We start from the raw sequence: 15,776 nt of genomic DNA, 5'->3' as shown, positions 1-15,776 counted from the left end.
TTTAGAATTCGTCCTTGCAGATTAGAAATGGGGCCAGCGCCCCGTATTCGCAGAGAGATATCGATGGATAAGCGACAAGACCTGGAACCGCCGGCGATCCAGGAAGGCGCGGCGCATGCCGCTGGGTTGAACACGCCCGACGCCATCGCCATCACGATCGAATCTGACCCGACGCTGGGCTACGCGTCCATCCAGAATGCCGTCCCCATCGTCCGGTCCCTGGGGTTGACCAACCGTGCGCCGCAGGCCTTCGAAAACATCGAAGTGCATATCCGCTGCAATCCCGCTTTTGCGCAAAGCGTGAAGCTGCGCTTCGATAAACTGGCGCCAGGTGAAGTCCGCCGCATCTCGCCGTTGGACCTGACGCCCGACCATGCTTATGTGGCCGACCTGCAAGAGGCCGTGCGCGCCAGCATCGACGTGGCGGTGCAGGCCGACACGCAGGAACTGGGCCACGCGTCGCAGCCGATCACCGTATTGGCGTATGACCAGTGGGCCGGCACGCGCGCCTTGCCCGAGCTGCTGGCCGCGTTCTCGATGCCGAACAATCCCGCGGTGGACGTGCTGATCGGCAAGGCGTCCAAGCTGCTGCGCGCGCAGCATGCCGATCTGCAGATGAACGGATACCAGTCCAAGAGCCGCGATGTGGTCTGGAAGCAGGTGTCGGCCATCTACAGCACGCTGGCCGCGGAGTCCCTGCATTACGCCGAGCCGCCCGCGTCCTTCGGCGTGGATGGCCAGAAGATCCGCACCCCGGACCGCATCATGGAAGCCCGCGTGGCCACCTGCCTGGATCTGGCCATGCTGTTCTCGTCCTGCCTGGAGCAGGCCGGGCTGCGCCCGGTCATCCTGATGAAGGACGGTCACGCCTGGGTCGGCGTATGGCTGCATCAGGCGTGTTTCGCGGATCCGCTGACCGACGACGTGCAAGCGGTGCGCAAGCGCGTGGACAGCGGCGAATTCCTGGTCTTCGAAACCACCGGCATCGCACAGCACCCGAACTTCCGCCCATCCCTGCGCCTGGCGCTGGAGCAGGGCGCCGCCCATCTGCGCGAAGAGGACACGTTCCGCTACGCCATCGACGTGCACCGTGCCCGCGAACTGCAGATCAAGCCCTTGCCGTCGCGCGTGGTATCGGTGACGCCGGGCGACGCGGATGAGGTCGAACGTCCTGCGGCCATCGAGCCCACGCCCGACCTGCCGCCGCTGGACCCCGAGTTCGTCATCAGCCTGGAGCCCGCCGACGACACGCCGGAAGGCCGGCTGGCCAAGTGGAAATCGCGGCTGCTGGACCTGACGCTGCGCAACCGGCTGCTGAACTTCAAGCTGACCAAGTCCACGCTGCCCCTGGTCGTGCCCGACCTGGGCCGGCTGGAAGACGCCATCGTCGATGGCAGCGAATTCCGCATCCGCCCCTTGCCTGCCGCATTGATGGAAGGCAACGATCCGCGCGTGGCCGATGTGCACCAGAGCCGGGGCGGCCGCGCGCCGTTGGACGACATGGCGCTGGAGGCACTGGGCAACAAGGAACTGATCGCGCGCGTCACGCAGGAAGCGCTGGACGCCAACTTGCTGGCCATCTTTGGCGCGGCGCGCATCGGCCTGGAAGAGGGCGGCGCCAACACCCTGTACCTGGCGATGGGCATGCTGCGCTGGACGGAAAGCCCTGGCGCGGAAAGCGCGCACCTGGCGCCGCTGATCCTGGTGCCGGTGTCGTTGCAGCGCCAGTCGGTGCGCAGCGGCTTCCGCCTGGTCCGTCACGATGACGAGACCATCATCAACCCCACGTTGCTGCAGATGCTGCGCAACAACTACGAACTGCGCATCCCGGGCCTGGACATCCTGCCCGCCGACGACAAGGGGGTGGACGTGGCCCGCGTGCTGCAGGCCTTCCGTCTTGCCGTGCGCGAGATCGCTGGCTGGGAAGTGCTGGAACAGGTGCACCTGGGGATTTTCTCGTTCACCAAGTATTTGATGTGGAAGGACCTGCAGGACCGCACCGAGCAGCTGAAAGCCAACCGCGTCGTCAAGCACCTGATCGATCATCCGGGGCAGGCCTTCGCGAAGGAACCCCTGGATGCGCGCTTTGACCGGCTGGACGACAGCTACAAGCCTGAAGACCTGCTGACCCCGCTGCTGTCCGACTCGTCGCAGCTGAAAGCCATTTGCGCCGTCGACGCCGGCCGTGACCTGGTGCTGGAAGGCCCGCCGGGCACCGGCAAGAGCCAGACCATCACCAACCTGATCGCGCACTTGCTGGCGCGCGGCAAGACCGTGCTGTTCGTGTCCGAAAAAATGGCGGCGCTGGAAGTCGTGCACCGTCGGCTGGCCAACATCGGCCTGGGGCCGTTCTGTCTGGAACTGCATTCGTCCAAGGCGCGCAAAGCCGAGGTGTTGCAACAGCTGGGCAAAGCGCTGGACCATAGCGGCCAGCGCACCAGCGACGACTGGGCCCGCGAGGCCGAGCGCCTGTCCGTGCTGCGCCAGGACCTGAACGGACTGGTGGATGCGCTGCATCACGAGCATCCCAACGGCCTGACGGTATTCGACGCCATCGGCACCTGCATTCAGAACGCCGGACGCGACCCGTCGCCGATGTCGTGGCCGGACGGGCAGGCGCATGAGCGCCGGGAACTCGCGCAACTGCGCGAGACCGCGAGGCGCATGGCGACCTTGTCAGGCGAGTTGGGCACGCTGCTTGGCCACCCGTTGGCGCACATCGGCATGGCCGAGTGGAGCCCCAGTTGGCAGGATGCGCTGCTGGCGGCGGCGCAGGCGCTGGATCAGGCGATTGCCGGGTTCCAGCAGCACGCCATGGCGGCGGGCGACGACCTGGGCGTGCCGGCCGCCGGCCTGAGCCTGGACGCCTATGCCAGGCTGGACCAATTGATCGACGTGCTGCTGGCCGCCCCGCAAGTGCCCCTTGGATTGGCGGCGCAGGCGCACGATGCTTCGGCGCGCTTCCAGGTGCAGGCCATGGTGCGCCACGGGCTGGCGCGCAACGCGTACTGGGCGCAGGTGGGTGGGCAATGGAACGCGCAGTTGGCGGAATTGGACGCCAATGTGATGAAGGCCGAATGGCTGGCCGCGTGTTCGGCGTGGTGGCCGAAGTCCGTGTTCGCCAAGGGCGGCATCCGCAAGCGCCTGGCCGCCTACCGCACGGATTCCCAACGCCCGGACGACGCGGCGATCAGCGCGGTGCTGACGCCGCTGGCCTTGGTCAACCTCGAAGACCGCGAGCTTGCTGTCCTGAAAGCCGATGCCCAGCGCCTGCTGCAGGATTCCTATACGGGTCTGAATACGGATTGGGATCAGGTTCAACGCCACGAGCAATGGGCGCAGCGCTTTGCCGAGGCCGTCACGCGGGTCGCGGGTGATGCCGCCACGGCGGCCGATCTGCGCACGCGGTTGCAGGCGCTGGTGGGCGAGAACCGCGCCTTCCTGCAACCGGGCGCCGCCCTGGGCAAGCGGCTGCTGGATTACCGCAATGCATGGCGCGCCTTGCAGGACAGGCTTGCTGACGTCGACACGCGGGCAGAGCCCACCGAGGCCTTGTCGGGTGGCGCGGATGCCAACGGCGCGCTGGAACGCATCCAGGCGGTCATTGCCGGCTGGCGCCACAACAAGCAGTTTCTGATGCCCTGGTGCGTGTGGCGCGAAGCCCGCGAACAGGCGATCGGTGCACAACTGCAAGGCCTGGTCCAGTCGCTGGAACAGGGCCGCGTTCCGCTTGCGCAGGTGGAAGCCCATTTTGAATTCAGCTACCGCAATTGGTGGGTGAAGAAGGTCATCGATCATTCGTCGGTGCTGCGGTCGTTCTCCAGCGCCGACCACGAACGCAAGATCCGCGAATTCCGCGATGCCGACGACCGCTTCCAGACACTGACGTCGGCCTATATCGCCGCGATGCTGGCCGGCAAGGTGCCCGCCGGCAACGGCATCCTGGTCAGCCCCGACAGCGAGTTGGGACTGCTGCGGCGCGAGCTGCAGAAGAAGGCGCGCCACGTTCCCGTGCGCCAGTTGATGCAACGCCTGCCGTCGCTGTTGCCGAAGCTCAAGCCCTGCCTGCTGATGTCGCCGTTGTCTGTTGCGCAATACCTGGACGCCGGCCATTCGCAATTCGACGTGGTGGTGTTCGATGAGGCGTCGCAGATTCCGGTGTGGGATTCCGTCGGCGCCATCGCGCGCGGCCAGCAACTGGTGGTGGTGGGCGATACCAAGCAACTGCCGCCCACCAGTTTCTTCAGCAAGTCCGCGCCCGAAGAAGACGGCGCAGGCGACGACGGGCAGGTCGAGGACCTGGAGAGCATCCTGGATGAATGCCTGGGCGCCGACATGAACCGCCTGCGCCTGCAGTGGCACTACCGCAGCAAGCACGAAAGCCTGATCACCTTCAGCAACGTCACCTACTACGACTCGCAACTGATCACCTTCCCGTCGCCCGTCACCGACGACGTGGCCGTGCGCCTGGAGAAGGTGGCCGGTGTCTATGACCGGGGCGGCAGCCGCACCAACCGCCGCGAAGCCGAAGCCATCGTGCAGGGCATCGAACAGCATTATCTGGACAAGTCCCGCCGCCGTCAGACGCTTGGTGTGGTCACGTTCAACCAACCCCAGCAATCGCTGATCGAAACCCTGCTGGACGCCCGCCGCCGCGCCAACGCCGACCTGGACAAGGCCATTTCGGCCCAGTCCCGCGAGCCGCTCTTCATCAAGAACCTGGAGAACGTGCAGGGCGACGAGCGCGATGTCATCTATTTTTCGATCACCTTCGGCCCGGATGCCGCCGGCAAGATGACGATGAACTTCGGGCCGCTGAATGGCGAGGGCGGCCATCGGCGCCTGAACGTCGCAATTTCGCGCGCTCGGGAAGGCGTGGTGATCTACAGCACGCTGATGCCGGAACAGATCGACCTGTCGCGCGTGCGGGCGACCGGCGTGCGGGATCTGAAGCATTACCTGGAGTTTGCGTTGAAGGGGCCGCGCGCCCTGGTCGAGCAGTCGTTGCCCACGGGGCGCGAGCCGGACAGCCCGTTTGAAACCCAGGTCATCAAAGTGCTGCGCAATCACGGTTGGACCGTGCATCCGCAAGTGGGATGTTCGGGATACCGGATCGACATGGGGGTGGTGGATCCACGCGCGCCCGGCAGGTATCTGATGGGCATCGAATGCGATGGGCGCGCCTACCACTCGGGCGCCACGGCGCGCGACCGGGACCGCCTGCGGCAGGTGGTGCTGGAAGGGTTGGGTTGGCGCCTGCACCGGGTCTGGTCGACCGACTGGTGGATCAACCCCGAGCGGGAAGTGGAAAAGATCCTGGCCCGCTTGAACGCGGAGCTGGAGCGCAAGGTCGACGAGGAGCCGGAAGCGGAAGAGGTTGAGGAAGCCGTCCAGCCGAGCACGCCCGACACCGGCCGCCCCGTGGAATTCGTGATCACGACGGAGGAGGGCGCCTGGGCCGCCGAGCACGGCGCATCGGTTTCTGCCGGCACGCCTGGCGGGTTCGAGGTGTACCCCCTGGCGGCACTGGAAGGCGGGGATTCAGAGGCGTTCTACAGCCGCGTCAACAACAGCCAGGTGACCGAGCAGCTGCGTGTGGTGATTGAAACCGAAGGGCCGATTGCCGAAACCGTGCTGCACCGTAAGGTGGCGCGCGCCTGGGGCCTGGAGCGCACGGGCGTCAGGATCGTTGAACGGCTGCGCACGCTGACGCCGATGGACGTGGGGCAGACCGAGGAAGGCGAAACCACCTTCTACTGGCCGGCGGGCGTGAAGCCTGAGGAGTGGACGGGCTTTCGCGGGGCGGGCGACGACGACGCGACGCGCCGACGGATCGACGACGTGTGTGTCCAGGAACTGGCCAACGGCGTCTTGCATGTGCTGGCGATGACTGGAAACTCGCCCAAGGCGGATGTGATCAAGTCGGTGTGCCGGATGCTGGGCATGGCGCGGACCTTGGCGGATGCGGAAGCGCGGGTCGAGCGAGCGGTGTATGCGTTGGCGCAGCGGGGCTTGGTGCGGGAAGAGATGGGGATGCTGCGGGTCGCGTAGCCCGATGGCGTAAGGTGTCAGACTGTAAGCGCCCGCGGGTCGTCAGCGGCTTGTCAGGGCAGGCCCTGATTTCTGCCAGGGCAGCAGGGCAAACGGCTGCTTGCGGCGCGCAGCCGTCGCCATCCGGCCGCAAATCGGTTGGCAAGATTTTGAAACGGTCTGGAAGCAGGTTCTCCAAATTCGTCCACGCTGCGAACGTAGAATTCCGCTTTTCATCAGTGCCATCCGGCTTACAGGAACGAACCATGAAAAAAATAATCCTCCTTGCGTCCGCATGCGCCGCGCTGCTTCAAGCTTGCGCCCCGGTTTCCTCCCCTAGCGAAGGATCGTCCTCCATGCCCACTCCTGCCGTCACGTCGCCCGCCAGCCAATTGACTCTGCCCGCCTACTACTGGCGCCTGGCTTCCGCTACCGATACGTCGGGCAAGCCGGTCGCCGCGCTGCAGAAGGGGATCGAGCATCAGTTGCGCCTGACGTTCTCGAACGACGCCCTGAACATCCGTGGTGGCTGCAATGCGCAATTCGGCGGCTACCGTTATCAGAACGGCGTCCTGCATGTGAATAACCTGGCGTCCACGATGAAGGCGTGCGAACAAAGCCTGATGCAGCTGGATGCCGAGATCAACGAGCGGATGAAGGGCGACCTGCGCGCCACGCTGTCCGGCGATACCGCCGAGCCCGCGTTGGAGCTGGTCGGGCAGGACGGCACCGTCCTGAAGTTCGTCGGCGAACCCACGCCCGAGACGCTGTACGGCAGCGCCGGCGAAACCATCTTCCTGGAAGTCGCGGCCAAGAAGGCGGAATGCAGCCATCCGATGATTCCCAACTACCAGTGCCTGATGGTGCGCGAGCGCCGCTACAACGAAGCTGGCGTGCAGCAGCCGACGCAGGACAAGTGGCATCCGCTGTACCAGTCGATCGAAGGCTTTGAGCACAAGGACGGCGTGCGCACCGTGCTGCGCGTGAAACGTTACGACTGGAAGAACCCGCCCGCCGACGCGCCGTCGAAGGTGTATGTGCTGGACATGGTCGTGGAGCAGGACGCGTCGAAGAAGTAAGGGCCGACGCTTTGGCCCTTTGTCAGGATGCCCGAGCGCTGTGCGCGCTCGGGCCTGTTCCCGCTGGACTCCTGCGTCACCGCCGCTTTGCGCGGGCTCGCAGGTCGTCGCGCACTGCGGCGTAGCTGCAGTAGCGGGCGAAATCCCGCTTGGCGAACGCCAGGTACAGCCCCGTCGCGATCATGAAGGCGCTGAAGATCGATACGTACAGCAGGCGATCGGGGGCGTCTTGCAGCAGCCCTAACGCCAAGTACAGGTTGAGGACCCCGAAGCCCAGCAGCAGCGCCATCAAGATCCAGCGCGCCCACGGGCTGCCGCGGTACAGCCACGCCAGTAGAAGCGCGGGCAGCAACAGTTTCTTCACCGCCGAGAAATCGCCTTGCAGCACGGCCAGGATTTCGTAGCTGAGGGCGGCCAGCGTGCCGGCCAGGACGATGAACCAGAAGCGCCGTTCGCTGGGTTGCCGGCGCTCGGTGGGTCGGGCGCCGGTAAGCGTTCTTTGGGTCATGCGGTCTCCATTAAAAGATGAAAAGCGCTGGGCCGCGACATCGTCCTTGCGTCGCGGCCCAGCGCCGGTCCGTCATGCCGCCTTCTCAATTCCCGGACGGCCGCAGCGTCAGCGTATCCGCGCGCTCGCTGTCCACCTTGGCGCGGCTGAAGGCCATGGGGAAGTATTCCCCGGTGGCCCAGCCCTTCAGCAGATCCTGATAATGCGGGCTGCGCGGATCGGCCGATTGCCCCGGCACGTTCTGGACACGTGAGTTATCCCAGTTGGCCACGTCGATCACCTGGCGGTACGACGAGCCGCTGATCTGGCGGAAGTCGCTCTTGCGGAACGTGCCGCGATGCACCGTGTCGTTGTCGCCGCCCACCGGATAGCGCGGGGTGCCATAGGCCTTTGCCGTGTCGGGCGGCAGCAGGCTGGCCAGGCTGTGCTCGAACTGGATGTGATGCAGCTTGCCCCATTGCCATTGCGTCGAGTCCGGTCCCAGCGTGGCGCGCAGCTTCGTCACCCCATCAGCCAGCGCCTGCAGCAGCAGCGCGTCCCGCCCTTGCTCCGGCCGAGGGCCGAACGCGGCATCGGGGGTAGCCAGCTTTTCCAGCGTTTTGCGGGTGGAGAGTTCGCCGAAGGCGGCGCGCCCGTTTGCCGGCACGTAAAGATCCGTCACGCGCTTGACGACTTCGGGCAGCCAGAACGCGTAGACCGAGGCGGCTCGCGACTCGGTGCCCATGCGGGCGTCCCAGTCCTTGAGCAGGCCCAGGGCGTCATTCAAGGCGGGGTCGGCGGCGTTCAGGGACTTGGCATAGCCCAGCAGCGTGCGGGCGGGAATCGACAGATTGTCGTATTGCAGGTCCTGGGACTGCTGCACCGTCAGGCCTTTACCGTCGGCCAGCACCTCGCGGATGCGCTGCACGCGGTAGGGTTCGGCCCACGTGCGTGCCGACATTTCCTTGTAGGCGAAGTCGGCGGGCAGGTTGTACTCGTTGGCGGTCGCCACATAGCCTTCGGGCGGGTTGAATGCCCGGGGCAGCGCGCTGCCCGGCAGGATGCCGCGCCATTCGAAATCGCCGTTGCCCGGCACCGGCAACATGCCTGACCAGTCGCCGCGCGGACGGATCGGCGCGATGCTGCCGCCAAACCAGCCGATGTTGCCGTCCACGTCGGCATACACCATGTTTTCACTGGGCGTGTAGTGCTTTTCCATGCCGGCGACGAACTCGTTCCAGTTCTGCGCCTGATTCAGCCGCAGGCTGGCCAGATAAGCGGCGGTTCCCGGGTATTCCAGATAAGCCGCGCGCAAGGCATAGGCCTTGTGACGCACCAGGTCTTCGTGGATCACCGGGCCGTGGCGTGTGAATTTCAGGTTGCGGACGGCGGGCGTTGCGCCGCGCACGGGGATGGACTCGTCAACCTGGCGCATCTTTTCCCAGCCGCCCTGGTAGCGGTATTCGCCGGGATTGGCTGGGTTGGTGTCATAGACGTAAAGGTCTTCTTCGTCCCCGAATGCGAAGATGGTCAGGCCGAAGGCGATGCGGTCGTTGTGGCCCATGGACACGCCCGGCAGCGCGGGTTCTCCGGCGCCGATCACGTTCCAGCCCGGCGCGTTCAAGTGCACCATGTAGCGCAGGGACGGCATCGTGATGGACCGGTGTGGGTCGCCGGCCAGGATGGGCTTGCCGCTGGCGGTGCGCTGGCCGCCGATTGTCCAGTTGTTGCTCTCATAGCGGGTCGCCATCGGATCGAAATCCGCGTCCAGCGATGCCAGCCTGTTTTCCGACAAGGCGCTGGCGAGCTTCGCCCGTTCATCTTCCGCCAACGGACTGCGTGGGAAGTCGGCCGCGACGAATTTCTGGCCGTCGCGCGCCAGCGTGTAGTTGGCAAGTACCGTCTTGTCGATCTGGCGCACGTCCAGGCCCGCCGGCACCTGCAGCGCCAAGGGCGGCTCGAACGTGCTCAGCCCCTGCACGTTGTTCAGCCCCAAGCTGGCGACCTGCTGCGCCATCTTGACTTCCTCGTTGACGTTGCGCGTCAGCGCGTAGATGCGGATCAGCGAGGTCTCGGGGCTCCAGTATCCGGGTTCGGTGCCGGTCAGCTTGAATTCCGGCGGCAGTTGCTCCGGATTGGCCTTCACCCAGTTCACATAGGCGTTGATGCCGTTGGCGAACGCGGTCAGGATGGCCTTGCCTTCAGGGTGGTAACTGGCGAATTCGGCCTGCATGTCGCCACGGAAGAGGAACAGGCGCGCGGCGCGATCCTGTTCTATGAAGCGCGGCCCGAACTGTTCGGCCATCTTGCCTTCACCCTGGCGGCGCCACAGATCCAGCTGCCACAAGCGGTCGCGCGCAGCGGTAAAGCCCTGGGCGAAGAACAGGTCATTCTGGTTCTGCGCATAAATGTGGGACACGCCGTGCTTGTCCCTGACGATATCCACGGGCTGGGACAGCCCAGCCATATCGATGGTGTCGTTCTTGCCGCCGGGCGCGGCGCAGCCGGCCAGTACGACAATCAGCCCACTCGCCAGCAATGCGGCGATCCTGCGATTAAGAAAACGCATGGCTCCTCCTCCGGTTTATAGCTTTTGTATTCGCCTGCGGGCCCCGGAGCGTCGTGCCGCCGGATGTCCGTGCAAGCAAGCCATACAACTAAATCAGGCGTGGCGGCAGAGGTGTTTTATTTGATGAAATTTGGGAAAGCTTGTAACACGGAGAAATGCGGGGGCATGGTCGCCGTTTCTCGCCAGCCGGACTCGGGGCGTCGTTGCCGGTCAGAACGGGCGGCATGAACCCTCGGAAGGGAAATTGCAGTTTGATACTTATTTAGCCGGTCCGGGCGCGTCTACGCAACACGCTACGTGGGATCGAAATCATGGCCGGGCCGCGTGGATGGTCGGTCGAGCCATGACAAGGCGTCGGCCAGCGACAGCACCGTCGTGCGCGACGCGAACGCCGTCGCAAAAAGGTGGTCATGCACCACCTGATCGGGGTCGTAGCAGCAGTCCTTGACCGTCAGCAGGCGGAAGTCCGCATCGCTGGCGTACGCCACCGACGACAGCACGACGCCGGTTGACGCGATCCCCACCATCATCAACGTATCGATACCTTGCGCGGAAAGCCGGACCTGCAGGTCGGTGCCGAAGAACACGCTGGCGCGATGCGCGATGATGAGTGGTTCGCTGGCCTGCCTGCCGAGTTCCGGAGAGACTTGGTCGCCCACGAAGAGCCCCAGCTGCTTGATTCCTTGCCCGTTCTTGTTCAAGGGGCTGACTTCGGGATAGCCGGGGCTGAACTGGATATTGGCGAAATAGACGCTGACGCCGGTTTGCCGGGCCGCATCACACAGGCTGCGCGTGTTGGCAAGCAGGGCGGGGGCGACCGAGGGGAAGAGCCCAAGGATATCGGTCTGGTAATGCATGACCAGCAACGCGGTCCGCGCCGGCACGAGCGCCGGGAGTTGTCCGTCTGCACGCCGTCCCGCGACCGTGTCTTCCCCGTCGGGTTCCTGCATAGCCGAACCGGCCGGTCTGGGTTCCATGGAAGGCGACATGAGAAGGTCCGCGGTAGGAAAGACGATTGAATCTACCACGCCCCTCGTCAGGCATGGCGCATCTGTCAGGGACCTGTGTGCGCGGTTTGTTGTCGGCGCGACAGTCGTCAGACTATCGCTATTCGGCGTCCTCGGCCCGGCAGAATGTGATCTGGAAGCTTCCCGGCAGTTCAAACGCCACATGGTGCCGCGCCTGCGGCTGGATCAGCACCTGTTGTCCGGCAGCCAGCACCACCTGGGCGTGCGGCGGATCATCCTGCGTGTAGCGCAGCAGGCCGGCATGCACGGTCAGCAAACCCCAGGTACCGGCTTTGGTTGCATGCGCCGTTTGCAGGCTGGCCGGCAGGTTGTCCGGCGTGAACATCGGGCTGTCACGATAAGGCCGCACGCCGTCAGGCAAGGTGTTCGGCAGGGCGGGGGGCGTTGGGGCCTGCCGCTGCTGCCAGATGCTCCAGAGCTTGGCGGCAATGCGCTCGGCCATGGCGTCGGCCTGTGTTTGCAGGGCCGGGATGCCAAGTTCGGCGGTGACGCCGTGGAACAAGGCAAGCCAGCGCTGGAACAGCGGCCAGGACAGATCCGGGATCCGCGCATGCGCCGGGATGGGCGCGCCCTTGAAGCGACGCGTGCCCAGCAGCAGCGACGACCAGAAGTCGCACAGCATGTCCAGGTGCAGGTCCCAATCCGCGACCCGGGCGTTGAAAATGGGTCCCAGCGCATCGTCTTGGCGCACCTTGGCGTAAAAGCGGTGCACCAGTTGCCGGATGTCTGCTTCGGTGAAGGGAGGGGCCGCCTGCTCAGGCGTTGGAGGGAAGTCGGAGACGGGCATGGCGAGCCAGGGGAAAGGACTGGCCTGCATTGTGCGGCGCGGGCGGGTAGGGCGCCGATGACGAAAGTCATTGGAGGTGCGCGATCCCTTGCCGCGATGCGCGTCGCCCGCGACTCAAAACGGCCGTTTCGCTGTCGTCGCCAGCTTGGCCAGATGGGCCGGGTCGCGCACGGCCCATTGGCGGCGCTGTCCGCTGATGTAGCCCTGCGTCTGCCAGTCATTGAGCAGGCGGCTCAGGGTTTCGGCCCGGATGCCCAGGTGCGCGGCCAACTGGCGCTGGTTCAGCGGCAACGTCAGGGCGTCGCCCTGGCGCTCGCGCAGCCCCATCAAGTAGTTGGCCAGACGTTCGGGCGCGGAGCTGGACGTCATCCAGTCCACCTTGTTGACCTGGTCGTACAGGCTTTTGCTAAGGCCGGCCAACAGCTTGAGCGCCAGGTCCGGCCAACGCCTGCATGCCTCGTGCAATTGGTGCCGGCTTAGCCGCCAGCCCTGCAGCAGGGTGCGGGCGCGCGCCTGCATGGGGTAACGGCCATGCGGCATGAACATGGCCGCCTCGGCCATCAACTGGCCAGGCTCGAACACGCGGAACACGCGCTCGTCGCCGTTGTAGCTGTAGCGCATGACCTCGGCCTGGCCGCTTTCGATCAACAGATAGTAGAGGGCTTCGTCGCCTTCGCCGAACAGGACTTGCCCCGCGTCGGCGCGCAAGGCCATGGCGCCGCGCAACAACTCCGCGGCGACTTCCGGGCCCGTGCCGGGAGGCAGGCCCTGCAGCAGCGGATGACCTGCCAGCAAGGCGAGGGCGGCCGGCCCGGGCAGATTGATATTTGTCATTCTGGGTCTTTCAACATGAATGCGAGAATCTTAAATGATAACAATTCGTATTTGATATTTAATGACAAACTCGCATATGCGCCGCCGATTCTGCGGGGCGGCCCTGGGCACGGCGCTGCTGTCCGGCCTGCCCATCGTACGCGCGTCGCCAACGCGACGCCCTGCGACGCTGACACTGGCTGGCCCCGCTGCCGTGGTCAGCTACCCGTTGATGCACATGGCGGCCACGGGGGCACTGGCCGCCCACACCGAGCAAGTGCGCTTCCGACTGTGGCAAACGCCGGACCAATTGCGCACGCTGCTGGTCAACGGAGACCTGGATTTCAGCGCGGCGCCCAGCACGCTGCCCGCCTTGCTGCACAACCGTGGCATGCCGGTGCGGCTGTTGAACATTTCAGTGTGGGGGATTCTTTGGCTGGTCAGCCGCGATCCGGCCGTGCAGACCTTCGACGACCTGGCCGGCCGTGACTTGTTGGTGCCCTTTCAGCGCGACTTGCCGGCCGTGTTGCTGGATACCTTGCTTGCTGCCCATGCCGAACGCGGCATGGCGCCTGTGGCGCTGCGCCACACGCGCGACGGCCAGGACGCGATCGCGTTGATGCTGGACGGCCAGGCCAGCCAGGCGCTGCTGGTCGAACCGATGGCGTCGCTGCTGTTGTGGCGGGCGCAACAGACCGAGCGTGCTCCGGCACTCCATCGCGGCCAAAGCCTGGAACAGGCCTGGCGCACTGCTTTTCCCGCGCAGCCTTCGCTGCCGCAGGCAGGCGTGATGGCTGCCGCCGGTGTCGCAGGCAACGCGGAGCTGTGCCTTGCCGTGGAACAGGCCTATGCCGCATCGGCGCGCTGGTGCGTCGCGTACCCCGCCGAGTGCGCCGCGTTGGTCCGCGGGTATCTGCCGCATTTGCCTCAGCCGGCGATCGAGAACGCCATTCTTGCGACGCGCCTGGAAAGCCGTAGCGCCCAGGATGCGCGCCCCGAACTCGAGGCCCTGTACCGCTTGTTGGCCGGCCGTTTCCCGCAGGCCATCGGCGGCAAGCTGCCTCCCATTGGTTTCTACGGACCATGAGCCCCGTGCCTGCCGTGCCGGCGCGTACTTCGCGCACCTGGAGCGCCGTCGGCGTATTGCTGATCGTGCTGGCCTGGCATGTGGCCGCGCGCCAGCTTGGGCCGTTGCTGATGGCGACGCCGTGGGAAGCGCTATGCGCCATCGTCCCGCTGGTGCAAAGCCCGCAGTTTTTCGCCAATGCGGGCGTCAGTTTGATGCGCATCGGCGTTGGCGTGCTGGCGGGCGCCTCCCTCGGCTTCACGGCGGGGGTGCTGGCCGGGCACAGCGCCCGCTTGCGCGGATTGATCGAACCGCTGCGTTGGTTGCTGATGGCCATGCCGCCCGTCGTGATCGTGGTGCTGGCCATGTTGTGGTTCGGCCTGGGTTCACCGATGGTGATCTTCATCACCACGCTGATGATGGCGCCCGGCATGTACGTCAATACCGTCAAGGGCATGCTGCATGTGGACAGGAATCTTATCGAGATGACCCACGTCTATCGCTACGGCCGCTGGCTGCGCCTGCGCCATCTGTATTTGCCCGCGCTTAGCGCCCCGCTCCTGGCCGCCTTGCTGATTGCTGCTTGCGGCGGCGTGCGGCTGGTGGTCATGGCGGAAGTGCTGGGCGCCGAAAACGGCGTGGGTTACGCGCTGGCCAACGCGCGCAGCACCTTCGACACCGCGGAACTGTTCGCGTGGGTGCTGCTGATCCTGGGCCTGGTGGCGGTGCTGGAATTCGCCTTCCTGCAGCCTTTGCAGCGCCGGTTGGGCCGGTGGATGGAGTCCAGCCGTGCTTGAGATGCAATCCCTATCCCTGCGCTACGGCGCACTCACCGTGCTGCACGACGTCAATCTGCGCTTGCGCCCAGGCGAGCGCCTGGGTCTGATCGGGCCCAGCGGCGCCGGCAAGAGCAGCCTGCTGCGTCTGGCCGCCGGACTGGTCCCCCCCAGCAGCGGAGCGGTGCGCAATGCCTTCCGGCATCCGGTCCTGATGTTCCAGGAGCCCCGCCTGCTGCCATGGCGCCATGCGCTGGACAACGTCGTCCTGCCGCTGCGGGGCGCTGGATACCCGCCGGCCGAGGCCCGTGCGTTGGCCCAGCAGTGGCTGGCCCGCGTTGGCTTGGACGCCGCCATGCAGGCCTGGCCCGGCGAGCTTTCCGGCGGCATGGCGCAACGCGTGGCGCTGGCTCGCGCCCTGGCCCTTGCGCCCGATCTGCTGATGCTGGACGAACCGTTCAGCGCACTGGATCCCGCCCTGCGCCGGGAGCTTGCCGCTTGCTGCCGCGAGGAAATCGCCCGCAGCGGCGCTGCCCTGTTGTGCATCAGCCACGACCCCGAGGACCTGCGGGGGCTGGTCGACCGCTGCGTCATGGTGGACCGGGGGGGCGTCACGCCGATCGCGTTCGACGGTGCTCTTCAATCGTGACCGCTCGCCTGTCTTCTTTCCTTGGACCTTAGCCATGAACACTTATCCCTTGCTGCTTGTCCTGCACCTGTTCGCCGCGTTTGTCTTCGTGGGCACCGTCACTTTCGAAGTGCTGTTCCTGGAACCTGTGCAGAAGCGCTTGCCCGCTGACGTGCGCAAGGCGCTGGGCAGCCAGCTTGGGCCCCGCGTGCGCGCCGTGGTGCCGTGGGCGGTGCTGGTGCTGTATGCGGCCGGCCTGGGCATGGCCTGGCAATACCGCGGCGCGCTCGCCAGCCCCGGCAGTTCTTCCTTCGCGCTATTGCTGTCCATCAAGATCGCGTTGGCCGCCAGCGTGCTGATCCACGTCGTCGTTGCGATGACATTGGCGCGCCGCCAGCGCTTGCACAGCGTGTTGCGCCGGCGCGTGCACATCAGCGTTTTCTGTCACATGGTCGGCATCGTCTTGCTGGCCAAAGCCATGTTCCATCTGTCCTGGTAATCCAGCCATTCAGC

At 65.7% G+C, this 15,776-nt stretch carries 11 protein-coding genes; 6 read left to right on the top strand and 5 right to left on the bottom strand.

What is annotated here, in order from left to right:
• The first annotated feature begins 63 nt into the window (after positions 1–63).
• Both proA and AC27VE_RS00150 read left to right on the top strand, forming a co-directional pair.
• Positions 64–6,051 (top strand): anti-phage protein ProA, encoded by a 5,988-nt coding sequence (gene proA / locus AC27VE_RS00155; RefSeq protein WP_488702764.1) that lies wholly within the window; start codon positions 64–66, stop codon positions 6,049–6,051.
• A gap of 335 nt (positions 6,052–6,386) precedes the next feature.
• The gene (locus AC27VE_RS00150) at positions 6,387–7,109 is read left to right on the top strand and encodes an META and DUF4377 domain-containing protein (RefSeq protein WP_234818231.1); all 723 of its coding nucleotides are present in this window, start codon (positions 6,387–6,389) and stop codon (positions 7,107–7,109) included.
• Between the two features lie 76 nt (positions 7,110–7,185).
• Here the strand turns inward: AC27VE_RS00150 and AC27VE_RS00145 are convergent, their stop codons facing one another.
• The 5 genes from AC27VE_RS00145 to AC27VE_RS00125 all read right to left on the bottom strand — a co-directional run bounded on the left by AC27VE_RS00145 (position 7,186) and on the right by AC27VE_RS00125 (position 12,814).
• Entirely contained in the window at positions 7,186–7,617 is a 432-nt protein-coding gene (locus AC27VE_RS00145) for a hypothetical protein (RefSeq protein ID WP_488702763.1), read from the bottom strand.
• Between the two features lie 85 nt (positions 7,618–7,702).
• Positions 7,703–10,165 carry a penicillin acylase family protein gene (locus tag AC27VE_RS00140; RefSeq protein WP_488702762.1) on the bottom strand — a complete coding sequence of 821 codons (2,463 nt, stop codon included), beginning with the start codon at positions 10,163–10,165 and terminating at the stop codon, positions 7,703–7,705.
• A gap of 293 nt (positions 10,166–10,458) precedes the next feature.
• A complete protein-coding gene (locus AC27VE_RS00135; protein ID WP_488702892.1) occupies positions 10,459–11,115 on the bottom strand; it encodes a cysteine hydrolase family protein in 657 nt (218 codons plus the stop codon).
• 157 nt (positions 11,116–11,272) lie between these two features.
• Positions 11,273–11,980, bottom strand: a complete 708-nt coding sequence (locus tag AC27VE_RS00130; RefSeq protein WP_488702761.1) for a TehB-like domain-containing protein — start codon at positions 11,978–11,980, stop codon at positions 11,273–11,275.
• Positions 11,981–12,094: 114 nt separating this feature from the next.
• Positions 12,095–12,814: a Crp/Fnr family transcriptional regulator gene (locus tag AC27VE_RS00125; RefSeq protein ID WP_488702760.1), complete on the bottom strand. Its 720-nt coding sequence runs from the start codon at positions 12,812–12,814 to the stop codon at positions 12,095–12,097.
• Between the two features lie 61 nt (positions 12,815–12,875).
• Here AC27VE_RS00125 and AC27VE_RS00120 point away from each other — a divergent pair, with 61 nt between their 5' ends.
• From AC27VE_RS00120 to AC27VE_RS00105, 4 genes are read left to right on the top strand one after another with little or no spacing between them, the layout of a single operon-like run.
• Positions 12,876–13,880: a substrate-binding domain-containing protein gene (locus tag AC27VE_RS00120; RefSeq protein WP_488702759.1), complete on the top strand. Its 1,005-nt coding sequence runs from the start codon at positions 12,876–12,878 to the stop codon at positions 13,878–13,880.
• Positions 13,877–14,656 (top strand): ABC transporter permease, encoded by a 780-nt coding sequence (locus AC27VE_RS00115; protein WP_088587887.1) that lies wholly within the window; start codon positions 13,877–13,879, stop codon positions 14,654–14,656. The genes AC27VE_RS00120 and AC27VE_RS00115 overlap by 4 nt, the downstream gene beginning before the upstream one ends.
• A 1-nt stretch (position 14,657) precedes the next feature.
• Complete coding sequence (locus AC27VE_RS00110; protein ID WP_488702758.1) at positions 14,658–15,284, top strand: ATP-binding cassette domain-containing protein; 627 nt, start codon at positions 14,658–14,660, stop codon at positions 15,282–15,284.
• A 34-nt stretch (positions 15,285–15,318) separates the two neighbouring features.
• Positions 15,319–15,762, top strand: a complete 444-nt coding sequence (locus AC27VE_RS00105) for a CopD family copper resistance protein (protein WP_088587889.1) — start codon at positions 15,319–15,321, stop codon at positions 15,760–15,762.
• Positions 15,763–15,776 lie beyond the last annotated feature (14 nt).

Source organism: Achromobacter sp. 18P8.1.1 (genome assembly GCF_057799415.1).
The sequence above is the reverse complement of the archived record's forward strand: the minus strand, read 5'-3'. Positions and strand labels throughout refer to the sequence as shown.